The organism is Alteromonas sp. S005, from assembly GCF_036864475.1.
In the GTDB taxonomy this organism is placed as follows: domain Bacteria; phylum Pseudomonadota; class Gammaproteobacteria; order Enterobacterales; family Alteromonadaceae; genus Alteromonas.
In genome coordinates this window covers 66,436-83,531 of sequence record NZ_JAZETN010000004.1, presented here as the reverse complement: position 1 = coordinate 83,531, position 17,096 = coordinate 66,436, and the positions used below count along the sequence as shown (strand labels likewise).

Below are 17,096 nucleotides of genomic sequence, written 5' to 3'. Positions count from 1 at the left end.
GTGAAGAAAAACGGTTTTACATTAGTAGAACTTATTATAACCATATTGGTTATTGGGGTGCTGGCGGTGACCGCCGCACCCCGCTTTCTTGGTAGCGACACCGAAGAAGCGATAGCGCTTCGCGACAGAACCCTTCAGCTGGTGCGCAATATGCAGCTTCGCGCCATGCAAAATGTACAAGACACCAGCTGCGTGAAAATAACCAGTACATTTATTGCTCCCCCCGCCGGGCATGACTGCGCAAACGTTCTATCCACTGCTTTTGATGACGACCAAGTTATCAATGCTTCTAATACTGATTTCACTTTTCAAACTGCAGACGAAAATGGCGATAGTTTTTCTCAAATCCAGTTTGATGGATTCGGCAGACCAAGCAATATTGCCTGCTCAACTAACTGCAAAATTCAAATAAGTACCTTTGCCATGTGTCTGCAAAGTGAAGGGGCCATTTATGCGTGCTAGCGCAATGTTGCCTAACTTCAGAAAACGCAGTGAAGGCTTTACTTTATTAGAGCTAGTGATTGGTATTGTTGTGTTCACCATCAGCTTAACAATAGTGCTGTCGCTTATTGTGCCGCAAGCTGAACAAACCGCTGAGCCATTTCGCCAAGTAAAGGCAGCTAAGTTAGGTCAATCGTTAATGAACGATATACTAAGCCGTTCCTATGATGAAAATAGCGACCGAAGCCCGCCTTTTGAAACCTGTAACGCCAAAGGAAACTGCTCAACAACCCTTGGTCCGGAAGAAGCTAACGAAGACGAATATGATGATGTGGACGATTACAATGGCTACGTCATTAGTAATGTTGGCGGAAACTATAACAATTTTGGTTTTGCGGTAACGGTAGATTACGACAGTGACTTAGATGACAGCACGCCCACTGATGGTCAAACGTTTAAGCGCATAGATCTAGCAGTTACTGCACCAGACGGCCAAGTTTACAACTTCAGTGCTTATCGAGGGAGCTATTAATGTCCCCTCCAAAAGCACAGCGCCAGCGCGGTTTTACACTTATAGAGCTTATTCTAGTAATCACTATTTTGGGCGTAATTAGCGTATCTGTAGCGCAAGTGATTTCACTCAGTGCCCAAATTTATATAACAGGCGCAGAGCGCACTCGGCTTGTTTCAGACGCGCGCTTTATTATTTTGCGGCTTGAAAAAGAGCTGCGCAATGTGGTACCCAACTCTGTGTCATTCGATTCGAGTTTAGGATGCCTCTCATATTACCCTATCAAGGAAAGCGGCACCTACGTTGGTGATGCATTCAATAATCCCATGCATGTTGTGGTGTTCAATAGCCAATTGAGTGTGAATGATACCCTTGTTATCTACCCGACAAATCCGCAGAGCGTGAATGATAACGGGCGAACAATAGACGCTATCGCTGATGCCGCTTCCGAGCCGACTAGCGATAATCAATATGACATCACACTCAGTGCACCTAATACACAATCTTCTCCGGGAAAACGTTTCTTTGTTCCTGAAGCGCAAGTGACAGTATGCAGGACATCTACCGCTCAAGGAGAGCGTTTAATAAGAACGCAAGGTGCTAACTCCGGCGTGATTGGTACTAATGTGGCATCGTGGAGCGCGAACGTAGTAACTGCAGGGCTACGACAAAATGGTCTTATAGAGCTGCAACTGACCTTAGAAAACAGTGATGATGAGCAGATTTCGGTTGTACACGAGGTTCACTTTCCTAATGTGCCATAGTAAAACACGACAATTAAACGTTAATCGCAGCGGCCAGCGTACAGTTGGATTGCGTAGTTCTCTTGTTCGTCAAAAAGGCTCTACAACGATTGTTGCGATCATTATAAGTATTGTTCTTTTAGGGCTCGGTATAGCTTTATCCAATCAAATTTCCTCCAATATACGCCAGCAATCCATTGAATATTATGGCGCTCGCGCTTATTTGGCCGCGCAGAGCGGAATGGAAGTTGCGATTTCTAGACTAATTAATGGTAACAATCCAGCATGTACCGCTATTATCCAGCCAGTAACTATTAATGCCGCTAACGTGCAGAATTGTTCGATTACACTCTCTTGCGATGTGGAGACTGAGGTAGAAGAGCCAGAAGTCGCCGCTGGTGAAATTAGAGTCTATGCGTTAGGGGCAGAAGCGCAGTGCAGCGCGGGTCAACTTGAAACCTCAAAACGCGTTCTTGTTGAAGTAAGGCAGGAAGAATAATGACATACCGTATACCTTTTGTTCGCGCCCTATTTGTAGGAGTTCTTGTTGTTTTAGCGCAGCCCGTATTAGCCGTACCCCAAATCGAAGGCAGGTTCATCGAGCTTCAAAATACCTACAATAAAGCAGAGTGGACGACTATCAGCTTTTCGCAGGTGTACGACGAGCCGCCCGCAGTATTTATGCTTTCAACAAATCAGGGCAACAACCCGGCGATAGTCAAAATTCGCAACGTGACCAGAACCGGTTTCGAAGCGCTGCCACTTGAGCCATCAGGTGAAGATGGCCCCCACATCACTATGGGTGGGCATTACCTGGCCATCGCCTACGGCATTCACGAATTTCCTGACGGCGACATTGTGGAAGTCGGGAAAATGCAGCTAGATGCAACTACTATTCAAGCTTCTACCAATTCGCCTTGGTATATTCCAACGGGGACATTGGTTCCGGGTACTGAAGATGCGCGATACGCAGAAGTGCCGCTTCAGACAGACTTTGGTGAGCAGCCCGTTTTCTTCCACTCTATTCAAACTGTTAACAACCAAGTAGACGTAAATGGTAAGAAACCTCCCAATGAACATTTACTACCATTTCTAACCATTGCAGCAAAATATGAAGCGCCTTCCTACTACATCGCCTTGGAAGCATCAGAAACCGATTATGAACCGGTAACACGCACAGAGACGGTTGCTTACATGGCCACTACAGAAGGGTTTGATCGCAGGTTCTTTGACGATAATGGTGTCGAGGTGGTTTGGGAGGCAGACTTTGCAGACGAGCGTATTCAAGGGTGGGACGATGGCTGCTTCCGGAATAACTTTAAAAATAGCTATGCTCAAACGCCCTTAGTCGCTGCCAGTAAAATTAGTCGCAATGGCGCTGATGGTGGTTGGTTACGCAGTTGCCAAGTTAACAAAAATAGATTGGGGCTTCGCGTTGATGAAGATCGAAGTTTAGATTCAGAACGCAATCACGCCGAGGAAGAGGCCAGTATTCTGGCTATGACATCAGAGTTTGTGTTCAGTGGTGAAGTGCCAAGTTGTGACGTGGCATTTCCTGGCGCGGTAGCAGCATTTGGCGGCTCGGCCATTAATCTTCCCGCGAATAGCCGTATTATCGATGAAAACAGCGGGGTTCTGAGTGCAACGCAATTAATCTCCGGAGGAACAAAAGGCACGGCGGATTATCCTAAATGTGGAGAGCCGGGTGTCGACTGTACCGTAAATAACACAGACTCACTGACCGAGTCACAAGCCAGAGCAATACCTAGTATTACCGTTGATGACAGCGGCCCCGAAATAACCGCCGGTAATTTAGCGGGGGATTACTACTTCAACAGGCAGAACGTGCTGATGGCAGCGGGCAGCTATAACGTCATAGCCCCTACACGCATCTATATTTCCGACCCTGGCACTAATCCCGTAGGACAACCAACCCGCTTCGTTATGGCCAATGTCAACGTTACCGTTGCTGATGGTGCTTACCTAGCGATTTATGTAGACGGCGATGTCCTCATAGATGGCTCTAACCCTAAAGCATTAGTCATTGCCAAAGGGACAGTGACGTTTGCTAACGTAGGTGATGAAACCATTGTTGGGCGATTTAACGCCGGCGGGGGAATCGAATCTATTTCTTCACCTATAGTAAATATTCCTGTACCTCTTAAAGTAACGGCGAACGAAGTACCAAATAATATACCCGGCATATGTGGTCGAGAGGTTATCGAAGTACTCAATCACTATCGCTATGAATTAGCTGATAATAAAGGCAGTAGCTGTGCGGCTAAACAAATAACATTAAAAGCATGCGCAGATGTGAATTGCGATCTTATTTATTCTCAACCTTCAACGGTTAATCTGTCTCCTCAAAATAACGCCAATTTTCAGTGGAGCGGAAACGATGTCGTCTCTTTTACGGGACAAATTTCGTTAGCGCTAGACAGCCTGAAAGGAAACGATACAAAGCTTGCAACACTGGGTGAAACGCCGTCTTCACAGCTTCGCTGTTTTATCGGCGGCAAAGAGGTAGGTATTGAAGGGTGTAAGATTGATTTTAAAGACGATGGTCTAGTGTTTAAAAATCTTACCGACAACACCACAACTATTGTAACCCAGCTGTCTGGCAAGCCATCAGATCAAGGCTTTAATGGTAAGACCTATGCTGTCGAGGCCTGTGGAAATTCGGAACTCTTAAAAAATAAAATCGTAGATGTGGACCTCAACTACAACTGCGCAAGTTCTAGCAATTGTTCGAATAAGCTGGCCTTTTCAAACAACAGCAATACGTACGAACTTGGGTTGTCTGCAGATACCTTCGCGCTGCAGTTCGACGCAGATTCTCGGGCGGAGTTTTCGGTCCAGTATCCTGACGCGGGAGAATTGTCGCTTACAGGAACCATTACTGACAGAACCGCAATAACGGGCTCATCAAATATCTTTGCGGTTCGCCCATTTGGGTTTGCTATGGACATTTTAAATGACAGTGCTACCAGTACGAATCCTAACGGATATGCAACTAATGCGAATGGTTCATTGCTAAAGCACACGGGTGAAAACTTTGTACTCGGTCTTCGCACAGTGCAATGGGTTGATGGCGAAGATAATAATAACGATGGTGTACCAGATAATTTCGCTGATTTGGCCAATAACAACACAGCCGAACACTATATCGGTAGTGTCACTTTAGCACCTCAACAAACCTTACCCGTAGGGGGGGCAGTAGGGTCTTTAAGCACCACCAGTGTTAACTTTGATAACGAAGGTAAAGTTAACTTGGCCGTAAATTATGATGAAGTGGGTGTCATTTCTATTGCAGCTCAAAGTACATACTTGAACAACACCACGGTATTGGGCCAAGTCGATAACGTGGGAAGGTTTGCGCCTTCTAACTTTTCACTAACCGGAAATGTAGTTGCGGCATGTACTGCCAGTGATGGGTTTAACTATTTTGACCAGCCTATAGATGAAGTTAGCTTTACTCTTACTGCCCTTAATCAAAATGGCAGCCGCACCGCGAACTACTACGGAGGCTTCGATAAATTAACAAAGCTAAGTTTGCAGGTTGAACACGATGGGAGCCTGTTAGACCGTTTAGAAAATACAAACTTGATAGCATGGCCTCAAAGCGGGACGACAGGGCAGATTGTGTTTTCTGACAATGACATTGCATTTAGTCGATTAGGTAGTGCGGCACTCGACGGGGCATATATGAATGCGGCTATCGCGCTGGTGGCAGAGAGTGGACAAATAGAGAACGCAAACTTTAATGGGCTTTCTTGCACTGGTTCCTGTGTTGATGATTTTGGTGATGCAATTAGCTTTGCCTACGGCCGAGCCACGTTAATAAATAACTACGGCGGTGCTGATGAAGCCTTATTATTACCGCTTCGTACTCAATATTGGGACGGTCAAACGTGGCGCATAAACACGTACGATAACTGCACAAACTTTGCACACGCTAATATAAATGATGCATCAGGAGAGCTAGTTTCTTCTGAAGACGGAACCTTAAGTGAAGGAGCGTACATCACCGGCGAAGGTATGCGCTTATCATCGCCAAATGGGGCTGGCAATTATCCGCTAACTTACACGCCTGCTACATGGTTACTCTGGGACTGGGATGGGGATGGCGAAGCTGATAACCCACCTAGCGCCACGCTAACCTTTGGTGTTTATAGAGGAAACGACAACATTATTTACAAACGCGAGCAAATCAACAATTAGAAAAGTAGGGGCTGGACTTGGTCGTGACGCTGTGGCTAAAAAACACCATGACGGTCTCAAAATAAAAAGACCTGGCCAATCGACCATTGTTTTTGAACCTTCCGTCTTTCGTGGGGTCATTAGTGGGTCTAAATTAGGAATTAATCGATTAACGCGTAGACGCGATGCCTTAATTAGGTAGACGCCGAATTTGCTTGTTAATAAAGTAGTTATTTTGGCTCTAAGTGACAGCATCACTTGCCCAAAATTGCCCCCATTGTTAAAGTGTGCGAATAAATATCGACTTCACGTTAAAGCGTCGCCATCTCACCTTTGCAAAAACGCGTTAACATAGAAACAGGAATACACACTTCATGTTTAAAAAGCTTCGAGGCATGTTCTCTAATGATCTGTCCATCGACCTCGGAACAGCAAACACGCTGATTTATGTAAAAGACCAGGGTATTGTTCTAAACGAGCCTTCAGTAGTAGCTATTCGTCAAGAGCGCGCAGCCGGGCCGAAAAGTGTTGCAGCAGTAGGTGCAGAAGCTAAGCGCATGCTTGGTCGTACACCAGGTAATATACGTGCTATCCGCCCGATGAAAGATGGTGTTATCGCCGACTTTTACGTGACTGAAAAAATGCTACAGCACTTTATAAAGCAAGTGCATGACAATAATTTCTTGCGTCCTAGCCCTCGTGTTTTGGTATGTGTACCTTGTGGTTCAACACAAGTTGAACGCCGGGCTATTAAAGAATCTGCTTTGGGTGCAGGTGCGCGTGAGGTTTACCTTATTGATGAACCAATGGCTGCGGCAATCGGTGCAGGCTTGCCTGTATCAGAAGCGCAGGGTTCTATGGTGGTAGATATCGGTGGTGGTACTACTGAGGTTGCTATCATCTCACTAAACGGCGTGGTCTATTCATCTTCTGTTCGTATTGGTGGTGATAAGTTCGACGAAGCTATCATTAATTATATTCGTCGTAATTTCGGTTCTCTTATCGGTGAAGCTACTGCTGAGCGCATTAAGCACGAAATTGGCGCGGCGTACCCAGGCGAAGAAGTTCGTGAGATCGAAGTTCGTGGTCGCAATCTAGCAGAAGGCGTGCCTCGCGGGTTCACGCTAAACTCAAATGAAATTCTTGAAGCACTTCAAGAACCGCTAACGGGTATTGTTTCTGCCGTTATGGTGGCGCTAGAGCAGTCTCCACCAGAGCTTGCTTCTGATATTTCTGAGCGCGGTATGGTGCTTACCGGTGGTGGGGCACTTCTTAAAGACCTAGATAGGCTACTTATGGAAGAAACGGGTATTCCAGTGGTTATCGCTGATGATCCCTTGACCTGTGTAGCACGCGGCGGTGGTAAGGCTTTCGATATGATTGACCTTCACGGTGGCGACCTGTTTAGCTACGAATAAACAGGAAAGGCAACCGTAAGGTTGCCTTATTTGTATCATGGATACTATTTTTACTCGCGGCCCTTCTTTAAATATCAGGCTTACGCTGGCCCTTGTGTTGTCAGTAACACTGATATTTGTCGACCATAAAATGGATGGCTTCAAATCTACGCGGGTGTACCTCAACTCTTTAATGAGCCCACTTCAGTACATTGCTAATCTTCCCGGGTTAATGCTTAGCGAGAGCGCACAGCGGCTCACCTCTAAAGAACAGTTGTTAGCAGAAAACCAAAAGCTTAATAACCAACTGTTGCTAATGAGTGAAAAGCTTCAGCAATACGATGTTATTGCAAAAGAAAACGCACAACTTCGAGAATTACTGCAAGCGCCCGTGCGCCTATCTTCGAAAAAGATGGTAGCCGAGTTGATGGCGGTAGATAAAAACCCGTATAGTCAGCAGGTGGTTATCAATAAAGGCGCTATAGATGGTGTGTATCCTTCTCAGCCAGTCCTCGATGACAAGGGTGTTGTGGGTCAGGTTATGGAAGTGGGGTCAACCAACAGCCGAGTATTGCTGATCGCTGACGTTACACACGCCATTCCTGTGCGCTCCCTTCGAAATGATATTCGCTTTATCGCTACCGGCAGCGGCGCGCTTAACGAATTATATCTCGAGCATGTACCGCACAGCGTAGATATTCAGGAAGGTGACACGCTTATCTCATCGGGACTTGGAAAAGTGTTCCCAGAAGGTTACCCCGTAGCAACAGTCACACAGGTCGTCAGAGATGAAAGTCGTCCTTTTGCTCGAGTTATTGTCACCCCGCAGGCAAATTTAGATAGACTTCGTCACCTCCTGCTTTTATGGCATGAGGATGACTTATCACAAAAGCCTGATTCAGATAAGGAAAAAAAGGCAAGTAAACCTGTTATCAACGAGGAAGAGTCTTCAGATGCGTAAACGTAACCTCGTTATTTGGTTAAGCCTGCTAGTGGCTATGGTACTGCAAATAGTGCCTCTGCCCACTCAAGTTGACTTGTATCGGCCTGATTGGGTGTTGGTCGTGCTTGCATACTGGAGTATGGCACTACCTCACAGAGTTAACGTAGGTGTGGCGTTTTTAACTGGTGTTGCTATGGATGTGCTGGTTGGCACCACGTTGGGCATTCATAGCTTCGGTTTAAGTATTTGTGTTTATGTGCTGGCCGCCAATTACCAAAGGCTAAGGAACTATTCTGTGTGGCAGCAGGCGATTATCATCGGTCTACTTGCCTCGCTATATCATTTGTTGGCGTTTTGGGTTCAGCATCTGTTAACGGATATCTATTTCCAAGTTGATTACTTGTGGCCAGTCTTAACATCCATGGTGATTTGGCCGTGGGTATTTTGGCTACTTAGACGTACACGCAGACAATTATCAATTTCTTAATATAAACACCTTCACGATTAAACCAAAGGTAAGCCAATGACAAAATCGGTAGTGTTAGCGTCAGCCTCACCACGACGCACAGCTTTGCTCAAGCAAATGAACATAGCCCATACAATACAACCTGCCGATATTGACGAGTCGCCCCGTGACAATGAGTCACCGATGGAGCTTGTTGCAAGGCTTGCGACTGAAAAAGCCCAGGCAGTAAAGGCGCAACTCTCATCTCAGCAAGAAATGACGGAAGACAAGGTCATTTTGGCCAGCGACACGCTCATATCTTTTAACGGAGAGAGTGTGGGTAAACCTAAAGATAAAACAGATTCAAAGCGCATTCTTACGATGCTTTCTGGTAAAACCCATGACGTACTCACAGCTATCTGTGCACTTAATGACGCCCATCAACAAACTCAAGTCATTACCACATCTGTGACTTTTGCAGCATTGACGGATGAACAAATTGACGCATACTGGGAAACAGGAGAGCCTGCCGACAAAGCAGGGAGTTACGCTATTCAGGGTATTGGTGGTGAGTTTGTGGTCTCTATCAACGGCAGTGCAAGCGCCGTCATAGGCCTACCGCTATACGAAACCCGCCAATTACTAAATGCATTTGGAGTTGTGTCGTGAGTGCTGAACTGCTTATTAACGTTACCCCGTCAGAGTCACGGGTGGCGCTTATTGAAAACGGAATACTGCAAGAAATTCACGTAGAGCGTCATACTAAACGGGGTTTAGTTGGCAATATTTATCGCGGAAAAGTAAGTCGTGTATTGCCGGGCATGCAGGCAGCTTTTGTCGATATTGGGTTAGAAAAAGCTGCGTTTCTACACGCCTCCGACATTGTCATCCACAATGAGATTGCTGAAGAAGTCTCGGCAAGTCATATCCAGAAGCAAGACATTCGTGAGCTGGTGCGTGACGGTCAAGATATTGTGGTTCAGGTGGTAAAAGATCCCATCGGTACCAAAGGTGCACGTCTCACCACAGATATCACTATCCCCAGTCGTTATTTAGTATTTATGCCGTCGGTAACACACGTGGGTATATCGCAACGCATTGAGGAAGAATCAGAAAGAGAGCGCTTAAAGTCGCTGGTGCAAGAGTTCTGCGATGAGAACGGCGGTTTTATACTTCGTACCGCCGCTGAAGGCGTGGGCAAAAATGAATTGCAATCTGATGCCGCGTTTTTGCGAAGATTATGGGATAAAATCCAGTCTCGTATGAAAAAGCGCAAGTCGAACGTGCTTTATGAAGATTTACCGCTGGCACGACGAGTACTGCGAGACTTTGTCGGCACTGAATTAGATAGAATTCGCATCGATTCAAAACTCTCTTTTAATGAACTTCATCAGTTCACAAAAGAGTATGTGCCCGAAATGAACGGCAAACTCGAATACTACCCTGGTGATAGACCTATTTTTGATTTGTATGATGTGGAAAATGAAGCACAGCGGGCACTAGAGCGTCGCGTTGACTTAAAATCTGGCGGTTATCTGATCATCGATCAAACCGAAGCCATGACCACTATCGATATCAATACTGGTGCCTTTGTTGGCCACCGAAATTTAGAAGAAACAATTTTTAACACCAATATTGAGGCGACGCAGGCAATTGCTCGTCAACTAAGATTGCGTAACTTAGGCGGTATGATCCTAATCGACTTCATCGATATGATGGAACCAGACCACAAAAGACGTGTCTTACATTCATTAGAGGTGGCGACGAACAAGGATAGAGCCAAAATAAACATTCATGGTTTTACCGCGCTAGGGCTTATTGAAATGACCCGCAAGCGCACCCGTGAAAGTATTGAGCATATACTGTGTGGCGAATGCCCAGTGTGCAAAGGTCGAGGCACAGTAAAAACTATTGAAACCATTTGCTTTGAAATTATGCGTGAAATTGTAAGGGTGAATCGAGCCTATGACGCAGATAAGTTTGTGGTTTATGCTTCACCAAAAGTGGCGGAAGCCTTAATGGGTGAAGAATCTCATATGCTGGCAGAACTAGAAGTATTTGTGTCTAAACAAATCAAGGTTCAAACCGAAACACTGTACAACCAGGATAAGTACGACGTCGTCATGATGTAATGCATTAACGTATACAAAGGCAAAATGTGACAAATTTTTCGTCGGTAGCCGCTTATCTACTTAAGAAGTTTTGGCTGCTACTCGCCGTATTGCTTGTACTTTTCGCGCTTGTCTTAAGCGCTGCACGCTATGCTCTGCCGCATATTGAGCACAACAAACATCTGTTGGAAAATTATATCAATGAGCAGTATGGCGTAAACCTATCTATTAAAAGTGTGCATGCTGTTTGGCAGCGCAGTGGTCCCAGCATTGTGCTCAATTCTGTGTCGCTGGCTAAAAACGATGCTTCTCCTGTTGCGTTGGATATCAGACAAATCTACGTTGAGCTAGATTTTTGGGAATCGCTACGCCATCAACTTATTTCATCTACCCGTTTCGAACTGCGAGGGTTAGCGATTGATATTGATGCTGATCGCCTCTCTAGTGACGGTAAAAATAACTTCCCCGTGGTGAAGGCCCTTGAACGTCTTTTCTTAGAACAGCTACAAAGCTTTTCGCTAGAAGACGGTGTGGTTTCCGTTACCCATCTCAACGAAACCAATTCCTTCGATATAGAAAGCCTATCGTGGAACAACCGCGAGGAAAGACACCAAGGTTTAGGGCGGCTGAAAGTTGCAGATTTAGCTGCTAATTCAGCGTCTTTCATTATTGATGTTTCCGGCACACGAGAAGAGTTTGAAGGTGTGTTCTACGCCAAAGCCGAAGAGCTCGATATCTCCCCATGGGTCAGCGACCTGATTAAAACTAAGCGTCCGCTTGCCGAGAGTCGTGCAAACTTCGAGATATGGACTAATTTTTCTCAGAGCGAAATTACCAGTATACAAGCTGAATTAAGTGAGAGCATTTTAGAGTGGGGGAGTGGCCGCGCGAAAACGGTGACTGGTATCAGCGGCGGTAGTCTTCAAGCTTTGCCCAATACCGAAAGCAAGCAAGGCGGGTGGAATGTTAGGGTAGACCAGCTTGTGCTTAACTCAAGCAATGAGACGCTTACCACAGACCTTATCGGGAGTGTAGGTGCAAACGGTGATGCGTTGATAAACACCGTGAAGCCCGTGCAAATTGACCCTTTTTTGCTGTTACTACCACTTTTCATGGATGACACTAGTGAAGAGGAAATACGCGGACTAAATCCAAAAGGGGAATTAGCTACGTTGCAAATTCAACTGCATAATGGTCAGCCTTCTTTAGCCGCTAAAGTACTCGATCTACAGTGGGATAAAACGGATGAGGTGCCGGGGCTTTCGTCCCTAAACGCCGACCTCTTTTGGTATAAAAATAACGGTGCGATTTACTTAGAAAGTAAAAATAGTGTGCTCAGCGCTGATGGTGTAATCAAAAAAGACATCAACATAAAGCAGTTCAAATCTCGATTTTATGTTTATCCAGAGCAAATAGACGAAGCGAAAAAACAGTGGATAGTACAAGGTAGCGACATGTTGCTTGAAAGTGATGCTGTTACTTTGAATCCACAGTTTAAATTAAATACTGCAACCGGGTTTATGTCGCTGTATGTCGATGTTAGCCCGTTGGCTTTAAATGAAGTAAGTAACCTGTTTCCCGCTTCCCTAATGGGTGTCAATACCGACAAATATCTCACTCGAGCGTTTAACGGCGAAGGTGAAATTACAAACGCGCGTGTGCTGTGGCATGGCCGCACGAGTAACTTTCCCTTTGAAGACAATAGCGGTATTTTCCAGGCCTATGTTGATATTAATCAGGGGGATTTTCTTTTTGCACCTGACTGGCCTGCGCTCAATAACTTAGATTTATCTTTGTATTTTGTGAACAACGCCCTAGTGATGGAGAGCCCAAGCGCAACTCTTGCTGATGTGGAAATAACTGACATGTCGGCCTCTATACCTAGCTTTAAGCCTGGTGCTCGCTTGAATATCTATGCCACTGGCTCAGGTTCTGGCGAGGCGCTTACGGCGCTAATGATGGACTCATCCCTAAAAAACTCTCTGGGTAAGGTTTTAAACGATGAAGTTCAAATTAGCGGGCCGCTAACTACTAACCTCAAATTAGATATACCTTTTAAGGGCAAAGATGTCGTGGCATCGGGTACCGCGCATTTATCTAACAACCCTGTTTATATTGCGACAACTAACATGCTTTTTGATAAAGCGTCGGGTGAGGTGTCGTTTACTAACGGAAACATAGACGCAGGTGATCTCACTGCAAAGTTTCTAAAACAGCCGGTGAATTTGTCGTTGTCTGGCAGGCAGAGCGACACGTACGATCTCCATGTAGAATTAGGTGGGCGTTGGCACGTACACCCGTTAGCTAACTATGTAAATACCGAACTCACTGAATACATTGACGGTGAAAGCGATTGGAACACCATAGTAGATATAACACTTGCTAAAAATGGCTTTGAATACTCTGCGAATCTCACGGCAGATTTAACGGCCACGCAAAGTGTACTGCCCGCCCCTTTTGACACTCCGGCTGGCAGCACCTTACCGTTACAAATAATCAGCATTGGCGATGGCAAAGCATCGAATGTTAAAGCTACGCTTGGCACCAACATTCGCTTTGACGGTGTGCTACCCCACAAAGAAATGCAGTTCTCGCGGGCGCATCTAGCCCTAGGTGAAAGCGATATAGCCAATATTGGGACAGGCTTTAGTATCAGTGCAAATCTACCTCAAGCCGATGTACAAGAGTGGTTTACCACTATTGACATGTTGCTTTCTGGCAAAGGGAAAAACGCCGTTAATACTTATGCGCAAACCGATGGACGGCCCGCTAGCAAATCAGAAGAGACTGATGCTAAGCGTACCAACTTATTCGGCACGCCCTCTCGTATATTTGCTAAAGCAGACATGCTTAACTTTGCTGGTCACAGCATTAATAAAGCAGAGCTGAATGCAACTGAGCGCAATAAGGATTGGATCTTAGACTTAGCTTCACCTCAGGCCAGGGCAACTATTCGCATCAACAGTGATTTAGATGAACAAGGCATTGAAGTAAATGCCGACTACTTGTCGTTAGATAAACCAAGTGAACCTGAGATATCCGCGACATCAGATGATGAAAGTAATGCCGTATTAGCCGCTACAAGCGAGGAAGACGAGTCACCTTATAATATTGACCCCAACACGCTTCCGCCCATTTATTTTTATTGTCAGTCATGCGGTGTACATGGCATTGATTTAGGTGAAATCACGTTAGACGTGGCAAAAGACGATCATGGCCTTGCCATACGACAACTTTTGGTAAAATCTGATGACACCAACATTACCGCAACAGGCTACTGGAAACATGTAAATGGCAAGGTGAAGAGCGCGTTAAATGGCACGTTGACGTCACCTGACGTGGGGCAAATGCTAAAAGAGTACGGCGTTGAATCGGGAATTAAAGATTCTGGTGCAAACGTTAAGTTTGACATTAACTGGCCCAATGCACCAATGGACTTTGGGTTTGAACAGCTTAACGGTAATGTAGAGTGGTCACTGTCTGATGGTTATCTTACTGAGTTGAGTGACAAGGGCTCGCGTATATTTACCCTGTTCAGCTTAAACTCGTTGGTAAGAAAGCTCAGCCTTGATTTTCGAGACGTTTTTGCCAAAGGCTTTTTCTACGACGACATGGGCGGCACGTTAAGCATTGTTAACGGCAAAGCGTATACTGACGATACTGAAATTGACGGCGGCGCGGGAGAAATAGAAATTACCGGCTTCACCGACTTGAATACGGGAGGCTTAAATTACAATGTGTCTTTCGCGCCCAATGTAACCGGAAATCTTCCGTTTCTTGTGTATTTCTTAGCAACGCCGCCTACCGCATTGGCTGCTCTTGCCATTGACCAAGTGCTAACATCTGCGAAAGTGATTTCAAATGTGAACTATCGCGTAACGGGCACCATAAAAGAACCTAAGTTCGAGGAATTTGAGCGCAATAGTAAAGACATTAGCTTACCTGCGCAAAATGCGCCTGTACCGGCCAACCCCCAAGACAGGCCATTAACGGAAGATGACGTGCGCAGGCTGAAAATGGAGGTGATCGATGGTTAATTTAGTTGCACTACAAATGACTTCTACGCCAAACGTAGAAGAAAATCTCGACATAGTGGCAAGTGAAATGGCTGCGGCCAATATTGCAAAGAACAGCTTGGTAGTATTGCCAGAGTGCTTTGCCTGCTTTGGCGGCAAAGATAAAGGCCAACTTGAAATCGCTGAAGTAAAAGGTGATGGTGTAATACAGCGCAGTTTATCGTCACTTGCAAAGCAGCATCAATGCTACATAGTCTCAGGTACATTTCCTGTGAAAACGGAAAACCCCGATAAATTTTCTGCTGCTTGCATGTTATTTGGACCGAGTGGTGAGCTATTGGCTGACTATCGTAAAATTCACATGTTCGATGTATCGGTAAACGACAATACAGGCAGCTACAAAGAGTCCGCTACTACCGAAGCAGGAAGCGAAGTAGTCACTGTTCAAACGCCAATAGGCAACATTGGGCTTGCGGTGTGTTATGATGTACGCTTCCCAGGGTTGTTTACTGCAATGGGCGATATCGATATTTTGGTACTGCCTGCGGCCTTTACCCAGCGCACTGGAGAGGCACACTGGCACGCGCTGTTGCAAGCCAGAGCCGTCGAAAAACAGTGCTTTGTGGTAGCGCCAAACCAAAGTGGTGTGCACGCTAATGGTCGTGAAACGTATGGGCATAGTATTATCCTATCGCCTTGGGGCGAAACCCTTGCCGAACAAGCCTCAAAAACAGGGCTGGTATCGGCAAACGTAGATATTGCAGCAAGAGAAACTATTAAACAGAATATGCCGGTTGCCGAACATAACCGATTCAGGAGTCACTTTGTCTAAATCTGTTGAGCGTCATTTATTATCTGACTCAGGCCTAGATATTTCTAAGCTAGAGAGTGCGCTAGCGACCATCCATCGCCACGACACCGACTATGCCGATTTGTATTTTCAGTCAAGCCAACACGAAAGCTGGGTACTGGAAGACGGTATCATCAAAGAAGGCAGCTATAATATTGAGCGTGGCGTTGGCGTGCGTGCAATTAGCGGTGAGAAAACGGGCTTTGCTTATTCTGACGAAATAAGCGAAGAAGCATTAACTAAAGCATGCAAAGCCGCCCGCGGCATTGCGCCAAGTGGCGGCTCACAGCAAGTTGCTTCACTGGGGCAAAAATCGGTGCAAGCGCGATACAGCGAAAATAACCCTATTCTTGCGATGCAAGATGCTGAGAAAATTTCGCTTTTAAAAGCAGTAGATGCCTATATCCGCAAACAAGAACCGTCTGCCAATCAGGTCGTGGTGAGCTTAAGCGGTGTGTATGAAGAAATTTTAGTTGCTGGTAGCGACGGCACGTTAGCCACAGATATTCGGCCCCTTGTGCGTCTAAACTGCTCAGTATTGCTAGAACAAGGTGATAGACGCGAGCGCGGTTCAGCGGGAGCTGGTGGGCGATATGCTTACTCATTCTTTAAGCAAGATGAAGATGGCAAACCCTATTATGAGCAACTAGCCGATGATGCGCTGCACATGGCGCGTGTTAACATGCAGGCAGTGGCCTCACCAGCAGGCGCTATGCCTGTGGTATTAGGTAACGGTTGGCCTGGTGTATTGCTTCACGAAGCTGTGGGTCACGGTCTTGAAGGTGATTTTAACCGTAAAGGTGCATCAACTTTCAGCGGTCGCATTGGCGAGCGCGTAGCCGCCAAAGGTGTAACCGTTGTTGATGACGGTACATTAAGCGATCGTCGTGGTTCATTGTCAGTGGACGATGAGGGCACGCCAACGGCACATAACGTACTAATTGAAGACGGTATCTTGAAAGGTTATATGCAGGATAAACACAACGCCAAGCTAATGGGCGTTGCACCTACCGGAAATGGCCGCCGTGAATCTTACGCTCACTTGCCTATGCCTCGTATGACCAATACCTACATGCTGGAAGGTCAACACGATCCGAAAGAAATTATAGCCTCTATTGACAAAGGGATTTACGCGCCGAACTTCGCTGGCGGTCAGGTAGATATTACGTCTGGCAAATTCGTGTTTTCTAGCGCTGAAGCTTATCTTATCGAAAACGGTAAAATTACTGCACCAGTTAAAGGGGCAACCTTAATTGGTAACGGCCCAGAGGTTATGCAAAAAATCTCAATGATTGGTAACGATACTGCGCTAGATAAAGGCGTGGGTGTATGCGGTAAAGACGGTCAAAGCGTACCAGTAGGTGTAGGACAGCCTACGCTTAAAATTGACGAGCTAACAGTGGGCGGTACGGCTTAGCTCAGCTCACACAGTCACTCAT

Annotated in this window: 13 protein-coding genes; all 13 read left to right on the top strand. The window is 45.9% G+C overall.

Going from position 1 to position 17,096, the window contains the following annotated elements; genetic code table 11:
- The gene (locus V7R55_RS07065) at window positions 1-462 is read left to right on the top strand and encodes a type II secretion system protein (protein ID WP_334058585.1); all 462 of its coding nucleotides are present in this window, start codon (window positions 1-3) and stop codon (window positions 460-462) included.
- On the top strand, window positions 452-973 hold the full coding sequence (locus V7R55_RS07060) for a type IV pilus modification PilV family protein (protein ID WP_334058583.1): 522 nt from the start codon (window positions 452-454) through the stop codon (window positions 971-973). The genes V7R55_RS07065 and V7R55_RS07060 overlap by 11 nt, the downstream gene beginning before the upstream one ends.
- Complete coding sequence (locus V7R55_RS07055) at window positions 973-1,716, top strand: PulJ/GspJ family protein (RefSeq protein ID WP_334058581.1); 744 nt, start codon at window positions 973-975, stop codon at window positions 1,714-1,716. The genes V7R55_RS07060 and V7R55_RS07055 overlap by 1 nt, the downstream gene beginning before the upstream one ends.
- Window positions 1,706-2,194, top strand: a complete 489-nt coding sequence (locus tag V7R55_RS07050; protein ID WP_334058580.1) for an agglutinin biogenesis protein MshP — start codon at window positions 1,706-1,708, stop codon at window positions 2,192-2,194. The genes V7R55_RS07055 and V7R55_RS07050 overlap by 11 nt, the downstream gene beginning before the upstream one ends.
- The gene (locus V7R55_RS07045; RefSeq protein WP_334058579.1) at window positions 2,194-5,916 is read left to right on the top strand and encodes an H-type lectin domain-containing protein; all 3,723 of its coding nucleotides are present in this window, start codon (window positions 2,194-2,196) and stop codon (window positions 5,914-5,916) included. The genes V7R55_RS07050 and V7R55_RS07045 overlap by 1 nt, the downstream gene beginning before the upstream one ends.
- Window positions 5,917-6,269: 353 nt before the next feature.
- Window positions 6,270-7,313 (top strand): rod shape-determining protein, encoded by a 1,044-nt coding sequence (locus V7R55_RS07040; RefSeq protein ID WP_118490596.1) that lies wholly within the window; start codon window positions 6,270-6,272, stop codon window positions 7,311-7,313.
- Window positions 7,314-7,350: 37 nt separating this feature from the next.
- Window positions 7,351-8,253: a rod shape-determining protein MreC gene (gene mreC / locus V7R55_RS07035; RefSeq protein WP_334058575.1), complete on the top strand. Its 903-nt coding sequence runs from the start codon at window positions 7,351-7,353 to the stop codon at window positions 8,251-8,253.
- Window positions 8,246-8,722 carry a rod shape-determining protein MreD gene (mreD, locus tag V7R55_RS07030; protein WP_334058573.1) on the top strand — a complete coding sequence of 159 codons (477 nt, stop codon included), beginning with the start codon at window positions 8,246-8,248 and terminating at the stop codon, window positions 8,720-8,722. The genes mreC and mreD overlap by 8 nt, the downstream gene beginning before the upstream one ends.
- A 36-nt stretch (window positions 8,723-8,758) precedes the next feature.
- The gene (locus V7R55_RS07025) at window positions 8,759-9,349 is read left to right on the top strand and encodes a Maf family protein (RefSeq protein ID WP_334058572.1); all 591 of its coding nucleotides are present in this window, start codon (window positions 8,759-8,761) and stop codon (window positions 9,347-9,349) included.
- Window positions 9,346-10,812 (top strand): ribonuclease G, encoded by a 1,467-nt coding sequence (gene rng, locus V7R55_RS07020; protein ID WP_334058570.1) that lies wholly within the window; start codon window positions 9,346-9,348, stop codon window positions 10,810-10,812. Before V7R55_RS07025 ends, rng begins: the two co-directional genes overlap by 4 nt.
- Before the next feature lie 26 nt (window positions 10,813-10,838).
- Complete coding sequence (locus V7R55_RS07015; protein WP_334058569.1) at window positions 10,839-14,828, top strand: YhdP family protein; 3,990 nt, start codon at window positions 10,839-10,841, stop codon at window positions 14,826-14,828.
- Entirely contained in the window at window positions 14,821-15,639 is an 819-nt protein-coding gene (locus tag V7R55_RS07010; protein WP_334058567.1) for a carbon-nitrogen hydrolase family protein, read from the top strand. The genes V7R55_RS07015 and V7R55_RS07010 overlap by 8 nt, the downstream gene beginning before the upstream one ends.
- Window positions 15,632-17,074, top strand: coding sequence for a metalloprotease TldD (gene tldD, locus V7R55_RS07005; RefSeq protein WP_334058565.1), 1,443 nt, complete (start codon window positions 15,632-15,634; stop codon window positions 17,072-17,074). The genes V7R55_RS07010 and tldD overlap by 8 nt, the downstream gene beginning before the upstream one ends.
- Window positions 17,075-17,096 lie beyond the last annotated feature (22 nt).

Coding starts and splice junctions, on each gene's coding strand:
- V7R55_RS07010 (WP_334058567.1), top strand. CDS start 14,821: ATGGTTAATTTAGTTGCACTACAAATGACTTCTACGCCAAACGTAGAA.
- V7R55_RS07045 (WP_334058579.1), top strand. CDS start 2,194: ATGACATACCGTATACCTTTTGTTCGCGCCCTATTTGTAGGAGTTCTT.
- mreC (WP_334058575.1), top strand. CDS start 7,351: ATGGATACTATTTTTACTCGCGGCCCTTCTTTAAATATCAGGCTTACG.
- V7R55_RS07050 (WP_334058580.1), top strand. CDS start 1,706: ATGTGCCATAGTAAAACACGACAATTAAACGTTAATCGCAGCGGCCAG.
- V7R55_RS07025 (WP_334058572.1), top strand. CDS start 8,759: ATGACAAAATCGGTAGTGTTAGCGTCAGCCTCACCACGACGCACAGCT.
- mreD (WP_334058573.1), top strand. CDS start 8,246: ATGCGTAAACGTAACCTCGTTATTTGGTTAAGCCTGCTAGTGGCTATG.
- V7R55_RS07060 (WP_334058583.1), top strand. CDS start 452: ATGCGTGCTAGCGCAATGTTGCCTAACTTCAGAAAACGCAGTGAAGGC.
- V7R55_RS07040 (WP_118490596.1), top strand. CDS start 6,270: ATGTTTAAAAAGCTTCGAGGCATGTTCTCTAATGATCTGTCCATCGAC.
- V7R55_RS07055 (WP_334058581.1), top strand. CDS start 973: ATGTCCCCTCCAAAAGCACAGCGCCAGCGCGGTTTTACACTTATAGAG.